Here is a 24,889-nt window from a genome sequence, read left to right as displayed (position 1 = left end):
CGCGGCTGGCAGCCGCGGTTGATGGCGAGTGCTGGTCGGCGGGTGTGGCCGGCAGAGGCTGTCAGAGGGCTGTCAGAGGGCCGGTCCGGCTGACGGGTCGTTTCGGGTGGCGGCTGCGTGGCCGCCGGGGGTCAGTGGTCCTCCGCCCCCGGGCGGTCGCGGCCGGTTCCTGCGCGGTTATGATCGATATTTGTGTGATCGGCAGCAGTGTGATCGGCGGCCGCGTGGCCGGCGTCTTCGGGGCTGGTGTTCTCGTCCTCCTCGGGTGGGAACACCGGTGGGAAGCCGTGCTGGACGAGACGACGGTTGCGGAAGTAGCCGGCGGTGGCGAACCCCAGGCCGACCGCGATCGCCAGCAGGACGATCGCGATGGTGAGCCGGACGTTGAGGCGCCCGGGCAGCAGCGCGAACATGACGGCGAACGGCAGCATGAGCAGCGGCGGCCGGGACGCCTGCCGGACGCGCCACCGCGGTCCGGTCAGATCGTGGGAGATCCACTGGTTGTACCGCGGGGGCAGCGTCCCACCCACCAGGTAGTAGATCCGGCCGGTCAGCGGCGGCCGCTCGGCCGATGCCGGTTCGGCGGGCACCGATCCTGACGCCGGTGCCGCGCCGCCTGGTCGTGTCGAGCTCCTCGCGGACGGCGGGTAGGCCCCGCCCCGGTCCGTCCCGCTGTCGTCCGCGCCGTCGGTGCCCATGAGCACCAGCCTACGAACTACGAACGAACCGGGCCGGGCCGGGCGGGCCCCGGCTCCACTAGTCCTTGATCTCGCAGAGGACGGCGCCACTGGAGACGACCGCGCCGACGGTCGCGGTGAGCCCGGCGACGGTGCCCGCCCGGTGCGCGGTGATCGGCTGCTCCATCTTCATGGCTTCCAGGACGACGACGAGGTCACCGGCCTCGACGGTGTCCCCGTCACTGACCGCGATCTTGACGATGGTGCCCTGCATCGGGCTGGTCAGCTCGTTCCCGCTGGCCACGCGGGCGGCCTTGGCGCCGGACCGCCGCCGTGGCCGGGCCGCTCCAGCACCGGCCGCCGGGCCGCCCGCGGTGGCCGCCGCGCCGAAGCCCGCGGGCAGGACGACCTCCAGGCGCCGGCCGCCGACCTCGACGACGACCGACTCGCGGGCCGCCTGCTCGGTGTCGGCGTCCACCCCGCCGGTGAAGACGGGGATGGTGTTGTCGAACTCGGTCTCGATCCAGCGGTTGTGCACCCGGAACGGCTCGGTGGCGTCGGCCGGCGCGAACGCCGGATCCCGCACGACGGCCCGGTGGAACGGCAGAACCGTGGCCAGGCCCTCCAGGACTGTCTCGTCCAGGGCGCGGCGGGCACGCTCCAGGGCCTCGGTGCGGGTCGCGCCGGTGACGATCAGCTTGGCGAGCAGCGAGTCGAAGGCCCCGCCGATGACGGCGCCGGACTCGATGCCGGTGTCGACGCGCACGCCCGGCCCGGTGGGCGCGACGAACCGGGTGACCGTTCCCGGCGCCGGCAGGAAGTTGCGGCCAGGGTCCTCGCCGTTGATGCGGAACTCGATCGAGTGCCCCCGGGGGGCGGGGTCGACCGGGTCGAGCGCCTCGCCCTCGGCGATCCGGAACTGGGCCCGGACGAGGTCGATGCCGCTGGTCTCCTCGGTGACGGGGTGCTCGACCTGTAGCCGGGTGTTGACCTCGAGGAAGCTGATCGTCCCGTCCCGGCCGATGAGGAACTCGACCGTGCCCGCTCCCACGTAGCCGGCCTCCCGGACGACCGCCCGGGACGCCTCGTAGAGCGAGGTGCGCTGCTCCTCGGTGAGGAACGGTGCCGGCGCCTCCTCGACGAGCTTCTGGTAGCGCCGCTGCAGGGAGCAGTCCCGGGTGCCGACGACGACGACCGTGCCGTGGCTGTCCGCGAGGATCTGGGTCTCGACGTGGCGGGGCTGGTCGAGGTAGCGCTCCACGAAGCACTCGCCGCGGCCGAAGGCTGCGGTGGCCTCCCGCACCGCGCTCTCGAACAGTTCGGGCAGCTCCTCGGCGTTCCAGGCGACCTTGAGCCCGCGGCCACCGCCACCGAACGCCGCCTTGATCGCGACCGGCAGCCCGTGCTGTTCGGCGAAGGCCACCACCTCGTCCACGCTGGCGACCGGGTCGGGGGTGCCGGGTGCCAGCGGGGCGCCCACGGCGAGGGCGATGTGGCGGGCGGCGGTCTTGTCGCCCAGGCGCCGGATGGCCTCGGGAGGCGGTCCGATCCAGGTCAGCCCGGCCTCGATGACGGCCTCGGCGAAGTCGGCGTTCTCCGACAGGAAGCCGTATCCGGGGTGGACGGCGTCGGCGCCGCTGGCGCGAGCCGCATCGAGGATCTTGTCGATCCGTAGGTACGAGTCACCCGGTGTGCTGCCGGAGAGGGCGTACGCTTCGTCCGCGATGCGTACGTGCAGAGCGTCGATGTCAGGCTCCGCGTATACGGCGACACTGGCATATCCGGCGTCGCGGGATGCCCGGGCGACCCGGACAGCGATCTCTCCCCGGTTGGCAATGAGGATCTTACGCACGTTTCTCCCGTCCTCGTTCAGCGTGGCTGAGTCTAGGCGAGTTCGGCGGCGCAGGCTGTTGTTCTGGCAATGTTAAAGGAATCCTTGTGCGGGTCCTGTACCGCCAGGGCCGTGACCGCCGTGGTGGACTCGATGACCAACATTGATCGGCTGGGTTTGTTGGTCGGGTCCCTGCTTGCCGAGATCGCGTTGGTGGTGTAGTGAATCGATCATGAAAGGCGCCGGGGAATGTGTATCCCCGGCGCCCACAAACCTGCCATTCCCGCTGTTTCGCGGAGCTGGTGCGGATGTCCGGCCCCGCGAAACGGTCGGTGATATCCGAATGTGATCGGATGATTACCAGTCGGCTCGGGTTCGGGTACCCGGAGTGAATCCCGTCCAACGCCACCCGTCCGGTCCGGAATGCACGGTTCGTCGCAGCGTCGCGGACCGGTCCGACCAGGCCGAGGAGGGCGGGGCGGGGGCGGCCGCCGCCCCCGTCCGCAGGCAGAGCACCGCTATCAGGGCGGCTATCTCCTCGGCGGACGCGTTCGTCGGCACCACCTGTAGGTGCGGGCGTGGGGCGCGGCCGTCGCCGGCACTGCTCATCTGATCATCCTTTCGTGGCTCCCGGACCGTTCGCCCGGCCCCGCCACCGGCGGGACGGCGGGGGCGGGCGAGCGGTCCGTGGTGTCCCCCGGGAGGGTCACAGCGGGATGTTTCCGTGCTTCTTGGGAGGAAGCGACTCCCGCTTGGTCCGCAACAGTCGCAGCGCCCGGATCACCTCACGCCGGGTCTCCGACGGGAGAATGACCGCGTCGATATACCCGCGTTCGGCCGCTATGTACGGAGTGGCGAAATGCGAGGTGTAGTCGGCAATCAGCTCCGCGCGACGGGCGTCGGGATTCTCGGTAGCGGCGAGCTCACGCCGATAGATGATGTTCACGGCGCCCTGGGCGCCCATCACCGCGATTTCCGCGGTCGGCCAGGCCAGGTTGACGTCGGCGCGCAGATGTTTCGAGCCCATGACGTCATAAGCGCCACCGTATGCCTTACGTGTGATGATGGTCACTTTTGGTACCGTCGCCTCGGCATAAGCGTATATAAGCTTTGCGCCCCGGCGGATGATGCCGTTCCATTCCTGCGAAGTTCCGGGCAGGAAGCCCGGTACGTCGACCAGCGTGAGAATCGGGATGTTGAACGCGTCACAGGTCCGGACGAAGCGGGCCGCTTTCTCACTGGCGTCGATGTCGAGGGTGCCGGCGAAATGCATCGGCTGGCTGGCGACGATGCCGACGGAACGCCCGTCCACCCGGCCGAACCCGCAGAGCAGGTTCTGCGCGAACTGGGCGTGGACCTCCAGGAAGTCACCGTCGTCGAGCAGGTAGCCGAGCACCGTGTGCATGTCGTACGGTGTGTTGGACGAGTCCGGGATGAACGTGTCCAGCTCCGGTGTGACCTCCGCCTCCACGTCGGCCACCTCGGCGAAGACGGGCGGGTCCGTCAGGTTGTTCGACGGCAGGAACGCCAGCAGCGCCTTGGCGGTCTCCAGGCAGTCAGCCTCGTCCGCGGACTGGAAGTGCGCGACCCCGCTGCGGGAGTTGTGGGTGTGGGCGCCGCCGAGTTCCTCCATGCCGACGTCCTCACCGGTGACGGTCTTGATGACGTCCGGACCGGTGATGAACATGTGGCTGGTCTGGTCGACCATCAGCGTGAAGTCGGTGATGGCCGGGGAGTACACGGCACCACCGGCGCACGGGCCCATGATCAGTGAGAGCTGCGGGACGACTCCCGACGCCAGCACGTTGCGATAGAAGATCTCGCCGTACAGCCCGAGCGCGACGACACCCTCCTGGATGCGCGCGCCGCCGGAGTCGTTGATGCCCACCACCGGACAGCCGGTCTTCAGCGCCAGATCCATGATTTTCACGATCTTCTCGCCGAGAACCTCGCCGAGGCTGCCGCCGAAGACGGTGAAGTCCTGGCTGAACACACACACCTGGCGACCGTCGACCGTGCCGTAGCCGGTCACCACACCGTCACCATACGGGCGGTTGCGGTCGAGGCCGAAGTCGTGCGCGCGGTGCCGGGCGAGGGCGTCCGTCTCAACGAAGGAGCCCGGGTCGAGGAAGGCCTCGATCCGTTCACGGGCCGTCAACTTGCCTTTGGCATGCTGTGCGTCGACTGCCCGTTGAGAACCGGCATGTACCGCTTCGTCGATCACGCGCTTCAACTCGGCGATTTTGCCGGCAGTTGTGAGAGGATCGGGTACCGGATCGTGCGAGGGGTTCTGAGCGGGAACAGGAAGCGCCATGCCGGGCAGCGTACGGCCGTCGTGGCCTCCCGCGCTCGATTCTGCGACAACTACCTCTTGATCCGGGCGCGTGGCCGCGGTGCGATATGACTTTCAGCCGTCGGCGGTGAGGATGCGGTGGGACTCTGGCTGACATGTGGACATCGATGACGCGGCACCGGCGGTTTCCGCTGGACGCCGGCCTGCTCGCGGCCGCGCTCGCCGGGGACGGCCTGAGTGTCCGGGTCGTCCAGGAGACCGGTTCGACCAACGCGGACCTCGTCGCCGCCGCGAAGACCGGCGCCGGCGAGGGGCAGGTGCTCGTCGCCGAGCACCAGTGGGCCGGTCGCGGGCGCCTCGACCGGTCGTGGACGTCGCCGTCGGGCGCGGGCCTGACCTTCTCCGTGCTGCTGCGGCCGGCCGTGCCGGCGGGAGCGCTGGGCTGGCTGCCGCTGGTCACCGGCCTGTCGCTGGCCTCGACGCTGCGTGAGTTCGCGGGGATACCGGCGGGTCTCAAATGGCCGAACGACGTGCTCGTGGCCGGCGAGAAACTGGCGGGGATCCTTGCCGAGGCCGTCCCCGACCGGGACCGCTCCGGGACGGTCGCGGTGATCGTCGGCATTGGCCTCAACGTCGACAACGACGTCGACGAGCTGCCGCCGGGGGCCACCAGCGTCGCGTTGCGCCAGCGGCAGGAGTCGCGGCCACTCGTCGGCCGGGGGGAACTGCTCATCGAGCTGCTGCGGGGGCTGGTCAGGGTGTACCGGCGCTGGCTCGCCGAGCCCACCGCCACCGCGGACGCCTACCGGTCGGTGTGCGACACGCTCGGCCAGCGGGTACGGGTCGAGCTGCCCGACGGATCGGTGGTCACGGGCACCGCGACCGACGTGGACGATCACGGCCGGCTGGTCGTCGACGGGCGGGCGTTCGCCGCCGGGGACGTCGTCCACCTCCGCTGACGCCCCGGCCCGCGCGTCCTCGGGGAAGCCGCCGCTGACGTTCTCCGGCGCCACCATCGGCTCGGGCCCGTGCGCTCTCGGGTAGAGCTACCGCCTCCTGAGCGGTTGGCCGTGGACACGCGGCTGGTCCACGCGCCCGCGGGCAACCGCGCCGTCGGGTGACGCCCGGCCATGGCTGTAATGGTGTGCCGTCCCTCGGTCGGCCTGTCCCTCGGCTCGGCCCGCCCCTTGGCTCCGTCGGCCGCCGCGGCGGTGAGACCATCGCCGGGTGGGATTCCCGGACAACATTCTGACCAGCGACGAACAGGTCGTGTTACACCTGCATCCGCACTGGATCAGGCTGACCGGACCAGCGGTGGCCTTCGTCGTGCTTCTCGGCCTGACCCTCTTCGGTGTGCTGGCCGTCCCGGCGGGCTCGTTCCAGCAGGCGGCCCAGTGGCTGATCGTCGCGGCCGGGGCGGTCCTGCTCTTCTTCACAAGCCTGCGGCCGTGGTTACGATGGGTGACCACCCACTACGTGGTGACGACGGAACGGGTCGTCGTCCGCGCGGGAATCCTCTCCCGCTACGGCCGGGACATCCCGTTGCTCCGGCTCAGCGACGTCTCGTTCAGCCGTTCCTTCTGGGAGGGCCTGGTGGGATCCGGCACACTCTCGATCGACAGCGGGGGGCAGCGCGGCCGGCTCGTACTGGTGAACCTGCCCCATGCCGAGGAGGTGTATGCCACGCTCTACCGGTTGGCCGAGGAGAACGCGGCACGGCTGCGCGGCCCCGCCGACGACAGCGGTTATCCGCGTTAGCGGCCGCCCGCTGTCAGCGGTTGTTCCTGCCGGCGGTTTTTCTCGTTGGTTGTCCGGTTGTTTCCGCCGGTTGTGCGGCCGGGTCAGGCCAGCGGGTCGAATCCCTGCCACCATTTGAAGAGCGCCGCCGCGTCGGTACCCTGGGCGGCAAAGGCGGTGAGATCGTCGTCGTAGCTCCAGAAAATCACATAGTTACCGCCGTCGTGATAACACAGCAGTGATCCGACGTCCACGTTCGGCCGACTGGTCACATGCCAGGTTTCAATGCTGTTCCTGCCGGTGCGGCAGGAACCGTCCTCGGTGATCTGGCCCGACCGGTAGTCGATGTCGTTACGCAGTGAGCCGCTGTCGTAGTAGTGGAAGGCGCGTACCAGCGTCCCGCTACTCGACCGGCAGGTCAGGGACGCTTCGATGTCGGAGTCCTCGTCGTCCGAGTTCCCCACGCAGTCGTCTATCTCGGTGGGGTCCAGCGTCGCCTCCAGGTCGCTCTGGGCGGCGGTAAGGCCGCCGGTGAACCTGGCGCTCGGCGGTGTCGTGGCCGGGGTCGCCGACGGCCGTCCGGACGTCGACGTGGCGGCGCCCGTCGGCCCGGCGGGGATCACCGGCAGGGTCGGGCCGGCGGACGCCCTGCCCCCGGACTTGTCGGAACCGGCCACGGTCAGCGCGATCACCGGGACGGCGACGGCGACCAGGACCGCCGCAACGATTCCGATGATCAGCCCGGTTCGTCTCGGCGTCGGCTGTCCCGGCGGTCCGCCGGCCGGGTACGGGCCCGGCTGGTACGGATCCGCCGGGTACGGACCGGCCGGATAGCCGCCCGGCGGGTATCCGCCCGGCGGCGGATAGGAGCCGGGCGGATACCCGCCGGGCGGGGGATATCCGCCTGACTGCGCGAAGCCGCCCTGGGGGGTGGTCGGCGGATAGGGGTGCTGGGCGCCGGGCGGGAACTGCCCGTACGGGGCCCTGGCGGTGGGCGCGTACTCGTCCGGTGTCCCGGGCTGGTACGGCCCCTGCGGCCCGGACGGGTACTGCTCCTGCCCCTGGCGTGGCTCCGCGTCGGGGCCGGCTGCGGCCCGGGCCGGCCCGGCCTCCGGGAGGAAGCGGGTCGCGTTGAGGTCGGGACCAGGCTGCGCGGGGACGGCCCCACCGGCCGCCGCAGCCCCCACGATCCCGCCGGCCGCGGCGGCCCCCGCAGCCCCACCGATCCCAGCGGCCCCACCGGCCGGGCGCCCCGGCCCGTGGCCCGTCGGCGCGGGGCCACTGGCCGCGCCGACGGCGACCAGCGCGCCCAGCGCGACCGCGTACCGCGGGTCGCGAGGCGGGCGGGGTGAGACGCCGACCATTTCCAGCAGCAGCGCTGATATCCGCGGTATCTGGGTCGATCCGCCGACGAGGAACACCTCGGCGAGCCCGCCTGGCCGCACACCCGCGCTCTCGGCCGTCCGGATCAGCTCCGCCACGGTGGCGCGCAGCTCGCCCTCGATCGCGGCCTCCAGGTCCGCCCGGGTGAGCTCGAGGTCCCCGACGGATCCGCCGGCCCGGACGGTGTGGCTGCTGGCGGTCGACAGCGCTTCCTTCGCCGCGACGACCTGCTGACGTATCTGGCCGCGCGACCGCTGCCCGGACGGGCTCTGGTCGGCCCACAGCGCGTTCCAGGCCTGTGAGTCGGTCTTCGTGGCCCGCTCGCCGATCCTGCGCAGCAGGATGTCGTCGATCGTGTCGCCCCCGAAGCCGGGGTTGCCGCCTGGCTCACCGCGGATGTCGAACCCGCCGGGTGTCGCGGTGAGAACGGTCGTCGCCAGGCTCGTGGCGCCAAGATCGTAGACGGCGACGGTCGTCCCCGGCTGGAAGCCGGCCGGATCGGCCTGCCAGCGGGCNCCTGCCAGCGGGCCGCCGCGACCGGTTCCGGGAGCAGGGTGACGCTGCTCAGGCCCGCCCGGAACGCGGCGGCCCGCAGCCGCTCGACCTCGGCGGAACCCCAGCGGACCGGCGCGGTGAGGACCACCTGCGCCGGCGGCGGGCCCGGGAAACGGCTCATCGTCTCGTGTGAGACCTGGCGCAGGACGGCCGCGACCAGCTCGATCGTGGGGATGGCCGTGCCGCCGAGCTGCACCTGCTCGGTGCTCTCCAGCGCCCGCAGAGGGCGGGGCTGCGCGCGGTCGGGATGCGTCACCGCGATGTCGACGGCGGCCGAGCCGGTCAGCAGCCGGCCGTCGTGGCTCAGGCTGACAACGGCGGGCATCGGTCCGTCCGGACCTAGCGGTAAGGGTTCCGATCGGCCGTCGACGGCGGTCGCGGCCACGGTGAAGCCAGTGCCGATATCGACCGCGAGTGTCAGTCCGGTTGCCACGTCCCCCCCGGTGGGTCAGGTATGCAGATCTTCTGATGCGGTCTGCGTGGATACGGCGGCACATCATCCGGTGCGGCGGCCATGGTCCGGGTCACGGGGTGGGCTGTACCCGACGGATGTCCGATCGCGCGGGCGGTGCTCGCGTCGGCCAGCATCCATCGGACACGGCCTGGGCATGGTGGCTGCGCCGACGGTGTCCGAGGCGGGACGAATCCTCCCCGGTGCGTCTGTGAACCTTGGCTGATACTACGCAGGGTTGCCGTGCATCGGATTCCTGGTTGCCAGCCCGGGAGCATGTTGACGCCGGCGCGCGACGGTGGGAGCGTCCACACCGCCTGCCCGGGCAGCATTCCCGGGCAGTGCGGGTGAGCCGCGTTGATCGAACCGTGCCGGTGGGTCGTGCCGGTCAAACCGTGCCGGTTGAACCGGCTGACCGGTATGTACCGGCGAACGGCTGCCCGATAGACCCGACAGGGGCCCGACAGGCCGCGGGACGGGCAAACCATGCGATGGGTACGGGCAGCGACGGCCTCCGGCGGCATGTCGTCCCGCGGGGCGGTTCTCCTCGTGGTCGGCCCTGGCTCACCTGGCCGGCCGGGACACGACCAGGCCCGGGGCCGGCCAGCCGGCCGAGACGGGGCGAAAGGTGCCGTGCGGCGTGGCCGTCACAGGAACGGAACCACGCTGGAAAACCAGGAGCATCCGTTCCGGCGCAATCCGTTCCAGATGTTTACCAGCGGCTTTTCCGCGGTTACAGACGGCCTACCGGCTCGGGCAGGCGCTGGCCGCGCCGGGCGTCGGTCTCGGCGTACAGCACGGCCTTCGGGTCGTCCGGATGCAGGAAAACCCACCGCTTGTACGCCCAGAACCGGAAGATGGTGCCGAGGCCGGTGCCGACCACGTTTCCGGCCAGGTTGAAGGCCAGCACGCTGTTCAGGTCCAGCACATAGCGGGCGATCCCGAGGCAGGCCAGGGCGATCCCGAGCCCGATGGCGTTGAGGATCACGAAGAGGGTGTATTCACGCCGTAGGCCGGTACGTGCGCGATGCGTGAAGGACCAGTGCCGGTTGCCGATGTAGGCGCAGGTTGCGGCCACAATGGTGGAGACGGTTTTCGCGCTGAGCCAGCCCATACCGAAAACGCCATGGCACAGATTGGAGACGAGGACGTCGACGAGGTAGCAGAAGCCGCCGACGACACCGAACTTCGCCATTTCATGAGCAAGTAGCTGCCAGCGCGACCGCCTGGAACCGTCGTCCATTGATGCCACGCTCACCTCATGTGATCTCGACCGGTTTGTGTCACCGGCTGAGCGTACAGACCGCTGTCCTGGACCCATCCGACCCCCCCGGGTTCCCGGCCGTCGCCGGCGGCCGGGGTGCGGTCGTGACTACGCTCTGACCGCGATCGCCGTTTGCCCGGCCGGGTACACAGCCCACCAGCGCCCTGTCCGTGTCATACCCGTGTCACGTCTGTGTCACGTCTGTGGGCCGTTCAGTTGCCGATCTCCTCACGGTAAGTATGACCCGTGCCCCGGCGGGTGATGCCTGCGGGGCGCTGTTCCGGCCTGACACCTGGCGGACAGCCGTCACCTGGCGGACAGCGACGACCCGACCGGCACACGACTCGGCCGGCCCGCGGGCGGCCTGGCCGACAGCGCCACCTGGCCGGCATCTGCACCTGGCCGGTCTGAACGCTGGCCGGCATCGTGACGCGACCCGGCCGGCATCGTGATGCCGCCGGCCGCGGCGAACGCTGGCGGAATCGGTGTGGCCGCGTCATGCTGGTTGGGGCTGGCCGTGGTGGCGGCCCGACACCGTTCGCCCCGCGGCGGCGCCCATCGGGGTGCGGCGGGGCGTCATGCGCTGTCGGTGCCGCCACGGCGATCCGCATGGCGATGTCGCCGTGTGCCACACGGATCGCCGGTGGCCGTGTCCACCGTCCGATGTGTCCACCGTCCGATGCACCCGCTGTCCGATATGCCCACCGTGCCGATGCATGCACCGCGCCGATGGAGGTTGTACGACCATGACCACGGTCGACGCTCGCGATGATCCGTCAAGCCTGGAAAGTTCCCACAGCGTCACCGACGTCCTGGCGGGGCGTGCCGCCGACTTCGCGGCCGCCCGGCGGAGCAGCGGTCAGCCGCAGGCCCGGTCGGCCCGTCCGACCACCGGGGTCGCGGTCCTGGCCTGCATGGACGCCCGTCTGGACGTGCACGCCCTGCTGGGGCTGGGCGAAGGCGACGCGCACGTCCTGCGCAACGCCGGCGGAGTGGTCACCGACGACATGATCCGTTCGTTGGCGGTCAGCCAGCACGAGCTGGGCACCACCGAGATCATCCTGTTGCACCACACTCAGTGCGGGATGATTTCGATCACCGATGACGGGTTCCGGGACAAGCTGCTCGAACGCACCGGTGCCCGCCCGGACTGGCCCGTCCACGCGTTCTCCGATCTCGAGGAGAACGTGCGGCTGTCCATCGCGCGGCTGCGCTCCAACCCCTTCCTGGCCGCCACGACATCCGTCCGGGGCTTTATCTACGACGTGGCCACCGGCGAACTCAGTGAGGTCACCCTCTGACTCTCCCGGCGCCACGCGCCGGGGGATGGGCCTGCTTCTCTGACAGCTGATGGCCGTCCGCATGGGATGGTGTCCGTTCTGCGACGTACAGCTGGCGCGTCCGGTTACGGCAGGCCGGTGGTGAGGTGACGGACGGTGGGTGTTGCCCGCTCCGCGGGGGTGTCCGGTCTGGGCGGTCTGGTCGGGTCGGCTGGTTCGGACGCGGCTGGCTGGAGCGGGTCGTAGCGGGTCGGGGCGCATATGGCGGTGACGCGCTCGACGGCGATCCGCCGGGCGAGCAGGCCCGGGTCGAGATGGCGGCAGAGGACCACCGACGCGCCGGCGGCCAGCGGGGCCAGCAGGCCGCCGAACAGGCCGTCCGGCGTGTCGTAGCCGGCCGTGGTCAGCACACGGTCCGTCGCGGCCAGCTCCCAGGTCCGCGCGTAGTAGCCGGCCAGCCGGGCCAGGAACCGCTGGTTCGCCGGTGGCGCCGGCGGGGTGAAGCGGTCGCCGTGGCTGAGGACCTCGGCCGCGAAGTCGAGCACCCCTGGCACCGGCTGGGCCAGCCGCCCACCCAGTGGGCGCAGGGACAGCGCGATGATCTCAGCTCCGTCGCCCACCACGGCCGGGTCGTCCACGGCCTGCTCGGTCACGAACACCGCTACCGGCGGGTCGTCGTGGCTGTCCGTCCCGACCACGGCACCCGCGCCGGCCGCGGCACCTGCGCCGGTGGCGGCGCCGGGCTGGTGGACACCCACCTGGGCGCCCACCGACCACGCGGCGAGCAGCACCACCGCGGTCTGCCAGTGCGGCGGCAGGGCGATCCGGACGGTGTCACCCGTGGTGACACCGAGTGTGTCGACGAGCAGGTTCGCGGTCTTGGCCACCCAGTTGTCGACGGTGGTGGCGGACAGTTCGGTCCGCTCGCCGGTGGCGTCGTCGTAGAAGGTCAGCAACGGACGTCCTGCGTCCGCGCGTACCCGACGGGCCAGCAGCGCGGCGACACCGGCCACGTCGGCTGAACCGTCCACGCCGGCTGGAGCGCCGAGGGCGTGCGCGGGCACGGCAGTCTCAGCGGTGTCCAGGACGCCGGTGAGAACCCCGTCGAGAAGGCGTCCCGCGGGCAGGGGCGATGAACTCATCGAATGCTCGTACTCATGGGACGCCTACGGTAGAGCACCGCCGGTCCGGCCGGTCTTCTGGTGGCATGGTTGGCGCCCCGGCCAGCCTTGTGGGCCAGCCTTGTCGGCCGGCATGTCAGCCAGCGTTCGTTCCGGCGGGTTTCAGCCGGCGGTGTGGCCGGCACCACGGTATGCCGGCCACAGGCGTGCCGGCCACGAGAGTTTTGATCACGAAAAGCTGTGTCTGCTCAAGGTGTGCAGGATGTGTTCGCAGGGGCGACGGTCGGTGCCGCTGACGCGGGTGCGCCCGGTGCCGCCCCCGCTCCGGCCGCTGTCGTGCCACTGGCCGAGCCGGCTCCCACCGCCCCGCGCAACGCGCTACCGGGCGCGGCCGGCAGGTCCAGCGCGCTGGTCACACCGGTGAACGAGGCGCCGAGGACGACGACCAGCCCCCGGCTGATCGTCGGATCCTCGACGGTCTGCGAGCCGGTGATCAGCCGGCTGAGCGTCTGCGCGGCTTCCTTCTGCCCGGCGGGGTAGCGGATCTCCGTCATGACCTGTCCGGCCGGGCCGGTGGTCTTCCGCATCGAGCCGGCGAAGCCCAGAGCGCTGAGGGCGTCGGTCGTCTGCGCGGCCAGGCCGGAGCGGCCGGTCTTGTTGCGGACTTCGGCGATACTCACCTGGGCCGGCGGGAGCGAGGGCTGACTGGCGGCTCCGTCGTCGCTCCTGCCGCCGGCGGCCGGCGGGTTGTCCGTCGCGGGCCGCAGCGGAGCGAGCAGGGCGGCCAGGCCGGCGCGGTCGTAGAACAGCACCTGGCCGTGTGGGGGGATCTCGCCCTTGTCGTTGATGGCACCGTCCGCCTTCGTTGGTACGAAGGTGGGTATAGTGATAAATGTCACTTTTCCACTGGTAATCGCGCTGAGCCGTTGCGCAATTTTGATCATTGCGCCGTTCTCGGTGAGGCCGTTGTCGACCTTGAGCGAGCCGCCGACAGCGCCGATCAGCTGGGTGATCCGCACCGGATTGGTGAGGACGCCCGCGCTGGTCGCCTTGTCCAGCAGCTTCGACAGGAACTGCTGCTGACGGGCGACCCGGTAGGTCTCGTCCGGCAGCGCGTGCCGGGTGCGGACGAAGGCGAGTGCCTGGTCGCCGTTGAGATGGTTGACGCCGAGCTTCCCCCGCCACTGCGAGTAGTTGTCGCGCAGGTTGGACGTGCCGCCGCCGGGCAGCGGCGCCACGCACACGTCCACCCCGCCGACCGCGTCGGTCATGGTCTTGAAGCCGGCGAGGTCGATCGCGATAAAGTGATCGATCTTCAGGCTGGTCAGGTTCTCCAGCGTGCGGGTGAGCCCTTCCACCCCGCCGTAGGACAGGATGTTGGTCAGCTTGTCCTTGCCGTCCCGGGGTGTCTTCGTGAGGCCGGGGGCCACCGTCACGAGAGTGTCCCGAGGGAAGGAGACCAGGGTGACGGAGTCGTCCGCCCCGAAGTGGGCCACGATCGTGGTGTCGGAGCGGACTCCGTCGACCTGGCCGTACTCGCCGTTGGTGCCCGTCCGGCTGTCGTCCCCGAGCAGGAGGATGTTCATCTCCCCGGGCCGTTCGGCCGGCCGGCTGCCGCCGGGCGACCAGGCGACCCCGGTGACCGAGCTGTTGAAGTAGCGATATGCCGCCCACCCGATGGAGCTGACCGCCAGGACCAGTACCGACAGGGCGGCGGCCGCCCCGACCGACAGCACGCGCAGCGGTGAGCGCCCGTGGCGGCGCGCGCTCCGGGGGAGCCGTGGGTTGAGCTCGGCGGGCAATGCCGGCCGGCGCGCAGGTCTGCGACTCACCGGCTTGTTCAGTCCTCCTCGGCCGGGGCGACTTCTGTGGCGGTGTCGGTCTCCACGAGGCAGTGTGGCCCTGTCTGATTAGGACGCTTTGGGCCGCTCTGACGTTGCCATGAGGCGAACGACAGCTCACCACCGGGTGCTGGGAAGAACCATAAGTAACATCATCGTCACTCAGGTCATGGTTCGCCGGATCGGGTGTCCGAGACGGACGGGCCCGCCATAGGCCCACCCGCGCTGTGCCGGCACCCTACGCGGCGGATGGCAGACGGCATTGGCTGCGCTGGTGATCCGGGACCGACTACTCCCGGTTCGCAGCGATTCTAGCCAGCGGACAGCCGACGCTCCGGCCCGCCGAACGAGAGAAACGAGACACCGCACACCCGTCCAGGGACGGCCGGCAGCTGTCCGGGCCGGTCCTGCCAGCTCCGCGGCTGTTCCCGACCTGGACGACCGGGTCTGGCCCTGGGCGGGACCTGATTTTGGCCTTGATCTGGCCCTGGCCTGGTCTGACGGGTCCAGACTCGACGGGGCTGGAGCTGACGGGGCTAGAACGTGCAGCCGGCGGTGAGCTCGGCCGCGGTGACGGGCGGTGGCGGTGGCGTCGGGCTCGGCCGGGCGCCTGTCGAGCCGGGTCGGCCCGTTGCCGTGCCCGTACCGCCCGTGCCCGTACCGCCCGTGCCGCCCGCGTCTGTCGCGCCGGCGCCGCTGTCCGGGCGGGCGCTGCCCTCCGGGTCGGTGGCCCGGGTGGCATCTTCCGGGCTCGCGGTCGGGGTGTCGGTCGGGGTGTCGGCCGGCCCCGGGGTGACTGCCAGCGCCTTTGTGTTCACCCCTTTGAAGCCTGTCCCGAGCACCAGCGTGACACGCTCCGACAGGGCCGGATCCTCGCGCAGCTGTGCCCCGGGGACAGCGGCTGCCACGGTACGCGCCGCGGCGAGGCTGCCCGGGCCGTAGCGCACCAGCGAGGTGGCCGTGTGCCGGTTGGCCGCGCTGCTGACATGGGCGATCCGGAAGCCGGCCGCGGCCAGTTCCCGGGCCGCGCTGGTCGCGAGACCGCCCGTGGGGGTGCCGTTGAGAACGTCCAGCGTGATCGACGACGGCCGTAGCGGCGTCCTGCCGGTGGGCGTGGGCGTCGTCGCCGTAGCCGGCGGTGTCGGCACCGGCGTCGGTGTCCCGGGGCGCTGGGACGGCTGTGACGCGGAGCTCCCACGGCCGCGCAGCGGCGCCAGGAACGTCTCGAGCTCGTCAGGGTCGTAGATCTGGACGGAGCCGAAGGGCGCGATCTCGCCGGCCGCGTTCGCCCCTTCGGCCCTCGTCGGCGAGTGGACCGGGATGGTCTCGAAGCTGATCGCGTTCGCGGACATGCCCCGCAGCCGGGTCGCCAGGTTGCGCAGGTCGTCGGCGGTGGTGTCGGCGTCCACGGTCAACGCACCGGTGGCGGCGGTGAGCAGGCCCTCCAGCTTGGCCGGGTTGGTGAGTACCCCGCTGCTGGTGGCCTTCTGGAACACCGCGCTGATGAACTGCTGCTGGCGTCTGATCCGGTCGAAGTCCCCGTCCGGCAGGCCGTAGCGCTGCCGGACGAAGGCCAGCGCCTGTTCGCCGTTGAGGTGGTTCTCGCCCACGACACCGCGCCACTGTGAGTAGTCGTCACGTAGGTTGGACCTGCTGCCGTCCGGCAGTGCTCTGACGCATACCGTCACCCCGCCGATGGCGTCCGTCATGGCCTTGAAGCCAGCGAGGTCGATCGACACAAAATGATCGATTTTGATGTCGGTGAGGTTCTCGATCGTTTTGATCAGCAGCGACGGGCCGCCGGTCGTGATCGCCGAGTTGAGCTTGTTCCGGCCGTGGCCGGGAACGCGCACCAGGGTGTCCCGGGGGAACGACACCAGCGTGGTTGTTCCGTTCGCGTCCAGATGGGCGAGCATGGTGGTGTCCGAGCGTTCCCCGGCGACGACCTCCTGGCGCTGGTACATGTTGCCGGTGCCCGCCCGGCTGTCCGATCCGACCAGCAGGAAGTTCGTGCTCCCGGGCGGGGCCGCGGCCGGTCGTTCGTGGTCGTCGCCGAGCGCCAGGGTGACCCTGGTGATCTGGGAGTCGAAATAGCGGTAGGCGAAGTAGCCGCCGACGCTCGTCACGACGATCGACATCGACAGCACGGCGGCGAGGGCGAGCAGCAGCTTTCCGGTCAGGGAGCGTTGCCGCCGGCGTTCCCTCGCGGTGCGCAGGAACCATCGCCACCTCGCCCTCGGGCGGGCCCTTCGGACGCGGCGCGGGCCCGGCGGTGGCGTGGTGCTGGCAGGCTGGTCCACGGAAACCCTGGTCGTAGCGGTCACCGTGCCGTACCTCCCACCCCCGCCATGGCCTGGCACCGGTCCACGGACGTACACACCACCCGATGTGTCCCGCGTCCCCGGATATGGTCCTGTTTACCACTATGTCCCGGGTGATGGTGCCGTTGGCGGGCCGTCGAGGCCGGCCGGGCCGGCGGTGGCCCGCTCGTGCCGTCTTCGGACGGCATGCCGACGGATCCCGCCGGTGTTCGCGGGCCGGCTGCTGGATTCATCGCGGCGTTACCCCCGTACCGCTGATGTCATGACTGTCGTCATGGCCGCGGAGGACAACTGTGGTCCTGATTGCTGAAGGTACCCGCCGTAGGCACGGCACACCCGTTGTGGGATGCCCTGAGGACGATGGGTCCGGTGTTTCGGCGGCGGCTGGCGGGGGAGCGCGGGCCACCGCGGCGGCCGGCCGAAACCAGCGCCGGCCGTCCGGAGCGTCGTTCGGTACACCGTCCGATACGCCGTTCGGTACGCCGTTCGGTACGCCGTCCGGAACAATGTCGTTCGACGGGTATTGGACCCGTATGGCTGTGGGCTTGTACGGTCGCCGCCCGGCCGCACGATAAGGTTCGGATCATGAAGGCTCTTGTGCTTGCCGGTGGTTCCGGAACACGACTGCGTCCGATCACCCACACCTCGGCCAAGCAACTTGTGCCGGTGGCGAACAAGCCGGTGCTTTTCTACGGGTTGGAGGCAATAGCCGCCGCGGGTATCACGAATGTCGGGATCATTGTCGGGGAGACCGCCGCGGAGATCGAGGCCGCCGTCGGTGACGGTGCCGAACTGGGGATCGAGGTCACCTACATTCGGCAGGAGGCGCCGCTGGGCCTGGCCCACGCGGTGCTCGTCGCCCGTGACTTCCTTGGCGACGAGCCGTTCGTGATGTACCTCGGCGACAACCTGATCATCGGCGGGATCTCGGGGCTGGTGGAGGAGTTCCGCCGCAGCGGGCCGGACGCGCTCATCCTGCTGACGAAGGTGTCCAACCCGTCCGCGTTCGGCGTGGCCGAGCTGGGGCCGGGCGGGCAGATCGTGCGTCTGGTCGAGAAGCCCCGGCAGCCACCGAGCGATCTTGCCCTCGTCGGGGTGTACCTGTTCGGCCCGGCGGTCCACGAGGCCGTGCGGGCGATCAAACCGTCCGCACGCGGCGAACTGGAGATCACCGAGGCGATCCAGTGGCTTGTCGACGGCGGTTACGAGGTCGCGCCGCACCTGGTCGAGGGCTACTGGAAGGACACCGGACGGCTCGACGACATGTTGGAGACCAACCGGCACCTGCTGGAGTCGCTGGAGCCGGCCGTCCGCGGGGTGGTCGACGAGGGCAGCACGGTCGTCGGCCGGGTCGTGATCGAGGAGGGCGCGTCACTGGTGCGTTCCACCGTACGCGGACCGGCGATCATCGGCCGGGGCACGAGGATCGTCGACTCGTATGTCGGCCCGTTCACCTCGATCTACCATTCGTGCGCGATCGAGGACACCGAGATCGAGTATTCGATCGTGCTGGAGCGGGCGACCATCCGTGGGATCGGGCGGATCGAGGACTCACTGATCGGGCGGGACGTCGAGGTCGTCCCGTCGGCGGCCCGGCCGCGGGCGCACCGGCTGATGCTCGGCGACCACTCCCGGGTCTCGGTCGCCACCACGCCCTGACCGGGGCCATCGCCTGGCCGGGGACCGTCTGCCGGTCCAGGGCCGCTGGCCGGGCCCGGGTCGTTGCACCGGGGACAGGAGGGTTCCGGCCGTCCCGGCCGGGCGGAGGCCGGGCAGTGCGGGCGCCGCGGGCAGCGGCGTGGGGGCGCCTGGCTCCCCCGAGGAACCGCCTGGCTCCTCCAGGGGACATCGACGGGCTTCGCGGACCATCTCGGCGACGGTGACGCAGGCGATCACCAGGCAGAGGGCGAAGACGGTGATTGTCACCCCGACGGGGAACGGCGCCCAGCGTCCGATCACGGTGACGATCTCGGCGACGTGCAGCGGGGGGGCCGACTCGCCGCGCGGCAGCCAGTAGTACCCGCACACCGCCCACAGCGCCGCCGCCTGCATGCCGAGCGCGCCGACCAGGACGATCAGACTGGCGGCCCGCTCGTGCCCACGCAGCAGCCGGCCGAGGCCAGCGGCGGTGACGACGGCGAGGCCGACCACGCCCATGTAGAGGTACCGGCCCTGGATGGCGATGCCCTGGGTGTACTTCAGGTAGTCCGAATAGCTGCGCTGGCCCACCAGCAGGTAGGCCAGCATGATCGGCATGAGCAGCACCAGTGCGCGTCCGGACGCGGCCGCGCGCGGCCAGGTGAACCGGTGTCCCCGGGGCGCCTCACCGGTGGCCCGGGAACGGACGACCGCCGCCAGCACGCAGCTCACTACGGCCGTGGTCGCGATGACGATCACAACCGGGGAGAGCTGGGGCGGCTCGAACATCCCGAGACCGCCCCAGAACCGGCTGATGATGGTCCGCCAGAAGTACTCGTACCAGGTGTAGAAGGACTTCGGCAGCAGGACCGGCTCGCGCCGTGGGGGTTCCGTTGCCCATCCGTTGGGTTGAACGGCGTCGTAGAGGACGTAGTTACGGACCCACCACCATCCGCCGGTGGCGCAGGCGATCCCGATCGCGAGCAGCGCCGGGTACACCGGCGGCGCCCGCAGCACCCGGATGGGCACGGTCCAGCCGTCACGGCGCGGGCCGTGTTGGCCGTGCCGGCCGGACCAGCGAGGGCGGCGTGCCGACCAGCGGAGGCGGCGACCGGCGAGCCGGGGGCTGACGGACCGGGGGCTGATGGACCGGGGGCTGATGGGCTGGGGGCCGACAGACCGGGGGAGGCGGCGGCCGGGCCGGTGGGAGCGGCGGGGGCGGGCCCAGCCGGCGAGATAGGCGGCGGCGACCACGGCCACCAGGGGCAGCGCGAGTGCCTTGGCGAGGAAGGCGAGCCCGAGCAGCAGGCCGACGCCCACCGCCGTCCGTCTTCGCATGTCGCCGGTGAGCACGCCGGCAAGCAGCACCGTCAGCCCGCTGACCGACAGCATCAGCAGGCCGTCGTTGTTGAACGTGGCGCCGACCCGGGTGAGCCCGGGCACGGCCAGCGGTACCGCGGCGGCCGCCTGGGCCAGCGGCGCGCTGAGCCCGAACCGCCGGGAGGCCTCCCAGGTGAGCCACGGCAGCGGGGCCACGACGATGATGTTCAGCAGGCGCAGCGCCCAGACCTGCTGGTCGTACGCCCAGTTCGAGGAACCGGGCAGGACGGACAGCAGGGCGGCCCCGATCGCGTAGATCAGCGGTGGGTGCTGGACCATCTGGTTGGACAGCCGCCCGTCGGTGACCGGGGCGGGCCCACCGAGCCTGTCGAAGGACAGGCGCTGGTCACGAGGGGTCGGATCGATCTCGGCGAACGGGGGTGCGCCGTTGTCGCGGCCGCCCGACTGGAACATCTCGGCGAAGCGGCCACGGTCGAAGTCGTCCGAGGTCGCGGCGATCCCCGAGGCGATGATCCGTTCACCGGGCGCCGGCCAGCCGGCGCCGTGCTGCAGGCCGTAGACCATGTCGACGTGCTGGGCCTCGTCGTAGCCCGTCCAGGTGGTGAAGGCGAACGAGTAGGTCAGCAGCAGGGCGATGTGGAGCACGGTCAGCAGCACGACCGTCCGCGGCAGTCGGGGCCGGCGGGCGCGTGGCCGGGGCGTGCCGGCGGCAGGGGCGCCGGCACCGAGCTGTCCGCGGCGGGCATCGGCTGCCGAGGCTGCCTGCCGCGGGATCCCGGCCGTCGGCCAGGCCAGCTTGATCTCCGAGTAGTCGACGATCGCCATCTCTCCAGGACGACGGCAACCGGCCGCCGTTGGCCGGCTGAGCCCATAGTCAACGGGCCGCTCCTGAGTTTAGCTGCCAATTGCCGTTGGCAATTACGTGGATACTGCATGTGACTTCATGGGTGGTGGGTGCGCGTCCGGTCGGGTAATTGGGTCTGCGACACTTGCCGGGTGCGCGTGATGGTGACGGGAGCCGGCGGTCAGCTCGGGGTGGACCTGTGCCGGCTGCTGGAGGCGGACGAACGGGTCCACGCCTGGGCCGGGCTCACCCGGGCCGAGCTGGACGTCACCGACCCGGCACGGGTGCGGGCCGTCGTCCGCGACCAGGCCCGGCCGGCGAAGATCCAGGGCGGCCTCGTGGTCGTGAACACCGCCGCCTGGACCGACGTGGACGGCGCCGAGTCCGACGAGGCCGGGGCCTATGCCGTCAACGCCGCCGCGCCGGCGCACCTGGCCGCCGCCTGCGCGGAGGTCGGCGCGACCATGGTGCACATCTCCACCGACTACGTCTTCGACGGGGCCGCGGACAAGCCGTACGAGACCGACCACCCGACCGCGCCGCGCTCCGCCTACGGGCGGACCAAGCTCGCAGGCGAGCAGGCAGTGCTCGCGCTGTGCCCGTCGTCCTGTGTGGTGCGCACGGCGTGGGTGTACGGCGCGTCCGGGCGCAACTTCGTCCGGACGATCGCGCGGCTCGCCCGCGAGCGCGACACCCTCGCCGTGGTGGACGACCAGCGCGGCTCCCCGACCTGGTCGGTGGATCTTGCCGCCGGGCTGATCGACCTGGTGTCCGCCGCCGGTGCCGGCCGTGCCGCCAGTGGGATCTATCACTGCACGGGCGGTGGCGACACGACCTGGTTCGGCTTCGCCCGCGCGATCGTCGCCGAGCTCGGGATGGACCCGGAGAAGGTCAGGCCGACGACGACGGACGCGTTCCCGCGCCCCGCGCCGCGCCCGTCCTACTCGGTGCTCTCGCCCCGGTCGTGGACGGACGCCGGGCTGCGGCCGCTGCGCCCCTGGCGGGAGGCGCTGGCCGCGGCCTTCGCGCAGTCGGGCGATGTTCTGCGGGCCTGATCGGCGTTCCGCCGGCTTGATCGGCGCCGCCCCGCCGGGCCCCCCGACCCCGCCGGTGCCGTTCCCCCGAGCCCCGTCGGTGCCGCCCCGCGGGCCTGGCCCGCGCTGCTCGGTGGGCCTGAGCGGAGCCGCCGGCGTCCGGCACCTGTCGTTGTTGGGAAACCCGGTCGAGAAGCATCGGTGGCGAGCGCTACCGTTGGGAGCGTGACGACCAAGACCGGTGCTTCGCCCGCATCGCAGGCGACCGAGACCAGTGGTTCGACCGTTTCGCGGGAGCGGGGCAGGCCTGTCCTGGTCGCGGTGGCCTGGCCGTACGCCAACGGTATGCCCCACCTGGGGCACATCGCCGGCGCCTATCTGCCGGCCGACATCTTCGCCCGCTACCAGCGGCTGGCCGGCAACCAGGTGCTGATGGTCTCGGGCAGCGACGCCCATGGCACACCGATCACCGTGCGTGCCGACATCGACGGGGTGTCGCCGGCTGAGATCGTCAACCGTTACCACCCGGAGTTCCTGCGCATCTGGGACGACATCGGGATCAGTTTCGACCTGTTCACCTCGACGATGACCGACAACCATCGCGAGGTCGCGCAGGACGTCTTCGTCCGGCTGCGGGAAGCCGGCTACATCGTGCCCGAGGAGACCGTCCAGTTCTTCGACCCGCAGGCCGGCCGCTTCCTGCCCGACAGATACGTGGTCGGGACCTGCCCGTTCTGCGCGTACGGCGAGGCCCGCGGTGACCAGTGCGAGAACTGCGGCCGCACCCTCGACCCGGACATCCTGCTCGACCCGCGCAGCAAGCTCACCGGCGCGGTCCCGGAGAAACGGGCCACCACCCACTTCTTCCTGCGGCTGTCCGCGCTCGCCGACGACCTGCTGGCCTGGCTGGAGACCCGCACCGGCTGGCGCCGGCACGTCATGAACTGGTCCCTGCAGTTCGTCAAGGACGGTCTGCACGACCGGGCCATCACCCGTGACCTGGACTGGGGGGTCCCACTGCCCACCGACGAGCTCGGCCCGGGCAAGCGGATCTACGTCTGGTTCGAGGCCGTGATCGGCTATCTGTCGGCGAGCAAGGAGTGGGCGGCCCGGTCCGGCGACCCGGACGCGTGGCGTCAGTGGTGGCAGAACCCGGACGCGGCCAGCTACTACTTCGTCGGCAAGGACAACATCCCGTTCCACACGGTGATCTGGCCGGCGATGCTGATCGGCTACGGCGGGCTCGAGCTGCCGACGGACGTCCCGGCCAACCAGTACGTGACGTTCGGTGGGGCGAAGGCGTCGAAGTCCGCCGGGATCGGGCGCGGCGTCCGGGAGTACCTCGACCGGCTCCAGCCGGACGCGCTGCGTTACGCCCTCGCGACGGTGCTGCCGGAGCAGAACGACACCGAGATCACCGACGCGGACATCATCCGGCGGATCAACGACGAGCTGATCGCGAACTGGGGCAACCTGGTCAACCGGGTGATGGCCCAGATCGGCAAGCGTTTCGACGGGCGCGTACCCGAGGCCGGGGAGCTCGACGGCGCGCACGCCAAACTGATCGACTCGGTGGACGCCGGCCTGGTACGGGTGGGCGAGCTGATCGGGCGGGTGGAGCTGCGGGCGGCGCTGCGGGCCGCGATGGAGATCTCCGCCGAGGTCAACGCCTACCTCTACCGCGAGGAGCCGTGGAAGACGGTCAAGACCGACCCCGCGCGGGCCGGGCGCACCCTGGCCGTGTCGATCCAGGCGATCTCCGGCATTACGACCGCGCTCGCGCCGTTCCTGCCGTTCACCTCGGCACGCCTGGCCGACACCCTCGGCATCAGCCTGGACGTCTGGGAGCGCCAGCCCGTACCGGCCGGCCGCGCCCTGACCTGGTCCGGGGCGCTGTTCACCAAGCTCGACCCGGACGCCCTGGACTGACGCTCTGGGCGCTGGAATGACGTCCGTGCCGCCACCCGGTGACCGGACGGCGGCTGTCCGGACGCCGGGCGGCCGGCCAGTACCCGGTCGGCTCGCGGGCGGCCGGGTGACGCTCGGCCGGCTGTCGGCTGTTCGGTCGCTGGCTGGCCGGGCGGCGGGCTTTCGCCAGGGGGCGGGCTTTCAGCGGGGGGCGAGCTTCCGCCGGACACTGGGAGCCGGAGCGCGGCGGCACGCCGTCTTCGTCGGGATCGCGGCGGCCGGCGCCCTCCTGCGCGTGCTGGTCATCGTCGCCTACCCACCCGCGATCATGTATCTCGGGGACTCGGCCGCCTACCTCGACCAGGCGTGGAACGGGCTGTGGCCGGGGGACTGGCGGCCGTCCGGCTACCCGATGTTCCTGCTGCTCATCGACGGCCACGCCCACCTCACCAGGCTGGTGATCGTCCAGCATCTGCTGACGTTCCTGGCCGGCGTGGGCCTGTACGCCGTCGCACTCCATACCGTGCGTACCGCCTGGATCGCAGCCTGTGTTGCCGCGCCGGCGCTGCTGTCACCGTGGGTACTCGACCTCGGCCAGTTCGTCCTCGCGGACAGCCTGTTCGGAGCGCTGGTCACCGGCGGAGTGATCATGCTTGCCCGTCCCGGCCGGCCTGCCGTACGGGCCTGCGCCGTCGCCGGGCTGCTGCTCGGGACGGCCGTGACGATCCGCACCGTCGGTTATGGCCCGCTCGCCATGGGTGCTGTCGCACTGCTCGCCATGACCGCCCGAACCCGCATCCAGCGCACCGACACCGACAGCGATGTCAGCAGTCGCGGTGTCAGCGGCCGCGGTGGCGCCGGCGGTGATGCCGACCCCGGCGGCGCTGACGTCGGCCCCGACCCGGCAGCCGCCTACCCGCACCGCTTCTCCTGCTTTTCCCCCCGCTTTCGCCGGCTTGCTCGACAACGCCATGATCGTTGTGATTCTGATGCTGTTGGAACAGCACTCAACTCGCAAGAATCATGGAACGCGAGCTCGGTCGGTGCCGGTGGCCGGCGCATCAGCGGCGCCAGCGGCAGTGGTGTCAGCGGCACCGAGGGCGGTGGTACGGCTGACGGTACCGATGGCACTTATCGTGTTGTAATCGGTACTGAAAGTGCTGATTATGGTGCTAAAAGCAGTCAAAATAGTGCTGTCCGTGCTGTCCGTGCTGTCCGTGCTGGCGGGGGGCTGGCGCGGCTGGCCGCGTTCGTGCTCGCCGCCGCTGTGCCGATCATCGGCTACTCGACGTGGAGCGCGGCGAACGGGGGCGCCTTCTCCGTCTCGGCGCACTCCGGCTTCTTCCTGTACGGGCGGGTGGCGCCGTTCG

16 protein-coding genes are annotated in these 24,889 nt (G+C 70.9%); 6 read left to right on the top strand and 10 right to left on the bottom strand.

What is annotated here, in order from left to right; genetic code table 11:
* Window positions 1-131: 131 nt before the first annotated feature.
* The 4 genes from FrCorBMG51_RS07470 to FrCorBMG51_RS07455 all read right to left on the bottom strand — a co-directional run bounded on the left by FrCorBMG51_RS07470 (window position 132) and on the right by FrCorBMG51_RS07455 (window position 4,822).
* Window positions 132-698: a DUF5313 family protein gene (locus FrCorBMG51_RS07470; protein WP_047222344.1), complete on the bottom strand. Its 567-nt coding sequence runs from the start codon at window positions 696-698 to the stop codon at window positions 132-134.
* Between the two features lie 58 nt (window positions 699-756).
* Window positions 757-2,529, bottom strand: a complete 1,773-nt coding sequence (locus tag FrCorBMG51_RS07465; RefSeq protein WP_047222343.1) for an acetyl/propionyl/methylcrotonyl-CoA carboxylase subunit alpha — start codon at window positions 2,527-2,529, stop codon at window positions 757-759.
* A 336-nt stretch (window positions 2,530-2,865) separates the two neighbouring features.
* Complete coding sequence (locus tag FrCorBMG51_RS07460) at window positions 2,866-3,117, bottom strand: acyl-CoA carboxylase subunit epsilon (protein ID WP_047222342.1); 252 nt, start codon at window positions 3,115-3,117, stop codon at window positions 2,866-2,868.
* Window positions 3,118-3,214: 97 nt separating this feature from the next.
* Window positions 3,215-4,822, bottom strand: coding sequence for an acyl-CoA carboxylase subunit beta (locus tag FrCorBMG51_RS07455; RefSeq protein WP_047222341.1), 1,608 nt, complete (start codon window positions 4,820-4,822; stop codon window positions 3,215-3,217).
* A 134-nt stretch (window positions 4,823-4,956) separates the two neighbouring features.
* Between FrCorBMG51_RS07455 and FrCorBMG51_RS07450 the strand changes: the two genes are divergently transcribed.
* Window positions 4,957-5,760, top strand: a complete 804-nt coding sequence (locus FrCorBMG51_RS07450) for a biotin--[acetyl-CoA-carboxylase] ligase (protein ID WP_235433399.1) — start codon at window positions 4,957-4,959, stop codon at window positions 5,758-5,760.
* Between the two features lie 268 nt (window positions 5,761-6,028).
* Window positions 6,029-6,559, top strand: coding sequence for a PH domain-containing protein (locus tag FrCorBMG51_RS07445; protein ID WP_047222339.1), 531 nt, complete (start codon window positions 6,029-6,031; stop codon window positions 6,557-6,559).
* A gap of 83 nt (window positions 6,560-6,642) precedes the next feature.
* On the opposite strand, the gene FrCorBMG51_RS26435 is transcribed toward FrCorBMG51_RS07445, so the two are convergent.
* Both FrCorBMG51_RS26435 and FrCorBMG51_RS07430 read right to left on the bottom strand, forming a co-directional pair.
* Window positions 6,643-8,973 (bottom strand): Hsp70 family protein, encoded by a 2,331-nt coding sequence (locus tag FrCorBMG51_RS26435; RefSeq protein ID WP_162233183.1) that lies wholly within the window; start codon window positions 8,971-8,973, stop codon window positions 6,643-6,645.
* Between the two features lie 687 nt (window positions 8,974-9,660).
* Complete coding sequence (locus tag FrCorBMG51_RS07430; protein WP_047222337.1) at window positions 9,661-10,170, bottom strand: GtrA family protein; 510 nt, start codon at window positions 10,168-10,170, stop codon at window positions 9,661-9,663.
* 767 nt (window positions 10,171-10,937) lie between these two features.
* Between FrCorBMG51_RS07430 and FrCorBMG51_RS07420 the strand changes: the two genes are divergently transcribed.
* Window positions 10,938-11,492 carry a beta-class carbonic anhydrase gene (locus tag FrCorBMG51_RS07420; protein WP_047222335.1) on the top strand — a complete coding sequence of 185 codons (555 nt, stop codon included), beginning with the start codon at window positions 10,938-10,940 and terminating at the stop codon, window positions 11,490-11,492.
* Window positions 11,493-11,596: 104 nt separating this feature from the next.
* Here the strand turns inward: FrCorBMG51_RS07420 and FrCorBMG51_RS07415 are convergent, their stop codons facing one another.
* From FrCorBMG51_RS07415 to FrCorBMG51_RS07405, 3 genes are all read right to left on the bottom strand, one after another.
* Window positions 11,597-12,613, bottom strand: coding sequence for a TIGR03089 family protein (locus FrCorBMG51_RS07415; RefSeq protein ID WP_052914449.1), 1,017 nt, complete (start codon window positions 12,611-12,613; stop codon window positions 11,597-11,599).
* Window positions 12,614-12,840: 227 nt separating this feature from the next.
* Window positions 12,841-14,424: an LCP family protein gene (locus FrCorBMG51_RS07410; protein ID WP_235433398.1), complete on the bottom strand. Its 1,584-nt coding sequence runs from the start codon at window positions 14,422-14,424 to the stop codon at window positions 12,841-12,843.
* Between the two features lie 545 nt (window positions 14,425-14,969).
* A complete protein-coding gene (locus FrCorBMG51_RS07405; RefSeq protein ID WP_047222334.1) occupies window positions 14,970-16,757 on the bottom strand; it encodes an LCP family protein in 1,788 nt (595 codons plus the stop codon).
* A gap of 582 nt (window positions 16,758-17,339) precedes the next feature.
* On the opposite strand from FrCorBMG51_RS07405, the gene FrCorBMG51_RS07400 reads away from it, so the two are divergent.
* A complete protein-coding gene (locus FrCorBMG51_RS07400; RefSeq protein ID WP_047222333.1) occupies window positions 17,340-18,413 on the top strand; it encodes a glucose-1-phosphate thymidylyltransferase in 1,074 nt (357 codons plus the stop codon).
* Here FrCorBMG51_RS07400 and FrCorBMG51_RS07395 read toward each other — a convergent pair.
* A complete protein-coding gene (locus FrCorBMG51_RS07395; RefSeq protein WP_047222332.1) occupies window positions 18,306-20,558 on the bottom strand; it encodes a glycosyltransferase family 39 protein in 2,253 nt (750 codons plus the stop codon). The two genes, FrCorBMG51_RS07400 and FrCorBMG51_RS07395, sit on opposite strands and share 108 nt — an antisense overlap.
* A gap of 180 nt (window positions 20,559-20,738) precedes the next feature.
* Here FrCorBMG51_RS07395 and rfbD point away from each other — a divergent pair, with 180 nt between their 5' ends.
* Both rfbD and metG read left to right on the top strand, forming a co-directional pair.
* Window positions 20,739-21,632, top strand: a complete 894-nt coding sequence (gene rfbD, locus FrCorBMG51_RS07390) for a dTDP-4-dehydrorhamnose reductase (RefSeq protein WP_175648360.1) — start codon at window positions 20,739-20,741, stop codon at window positions 21,630-21,632.
* A gap of 204 nt (window positions 21,633-21,836) precedes the next feature.
* Window positions 21,837-23,540 carry a methionine--tRNA ligase gene (metG, locus tag FrCorBMG51_RS07385; RefSeq protein WP_476742124.1) on the top strand — a complete coding sequence of 568 codons (1,704 nt, stop codon included), beginning with the start codon at window positions 21,837-21,839 and terminating at the stop codon, window positions 23,538-23,540.
* Window positions 23,541-24,889: the final 1,349 nt, after the last annotated feature.

Source organism: Protofrankia coriariae (genome assembly GCF_001017755.1).
In the GTDB taxonomy this organism is placed as follows: Bacteria; Actinomycetota; Actinomycetes; order Frankiales; family Frankiaceae; genus Protofrankia; species Protofrankia coriariae.
The sequence above is the reverse complement of the archived record's forward strand: the minus strand, read 5'-3'. Positions and strand labels throughout refer to the sequence as shown.